Raw genomic sequence first — 458 nt, forward strand, 5'->3', positions numbered from 1 at the left:
GGCTGGCCTGCGGGGGTGGGGACGGTGCTTTCCGCGGTCACGAGTGGATCGGCTCCCTGCACTCGGTGGACACGACGGACGTCACGGGCCCCGCGCCGAGGAGTTCGCGGTAAAGGGCCGCGACCGCCCGCGTGGTGTGCCGTACGTCGTGCGTGGACAGGACGTGCCGGCGCCCCCGCTCGCCCAGCGAGGCGCGCAGCGGCGGGTCGAGCAGCAGTGCGGTGACGGCGTCGGCCAGCGCGGCCGGGTCCCGCGGCGGCACCAGGCAGTGCGGGGCGAGGTCCGGCGGCAGGCTCTCCCGGGCGCCGTCCACGTCGCTCAGCACCACCGGCCGCCCGCAGGCCATCGCCTCCAGCGGGGCGAGCGCCATGCCCTCCCAGCGCGACGGCAGGACGACCAGGTCGGCCGCCCGGTACCAGGGCACGGGGTCCGCGACCGCCCCCGCGAACAGCACCGGC

The 458-nt window shown here is 77.7% G+C and carries 1 protein-coding gene; it reads right to left on the minus strand.

Features of this window, described 5'->3' with window-relative positions:
• Nucleotides 1-37 precede the first annotated feature (37 nt).
• Nucleotides 38-458, minus strand: a 421-nt coding sequence (locus G3I53_RS03135) for a glycosyltransferase family 4 protein (protein ID WP_164438000.1), incomplete at its 5' end; no start/stop codon positions are given.

Source organism: Streptomyces sp. SID14436, assembly GCF_010548465.1.
Classification (GTDB): domain Bacteria; phylum Actinomycetota; class Actinomycetes; order Streptomycetales; family Streptomycetaceae; genus Streptomyces.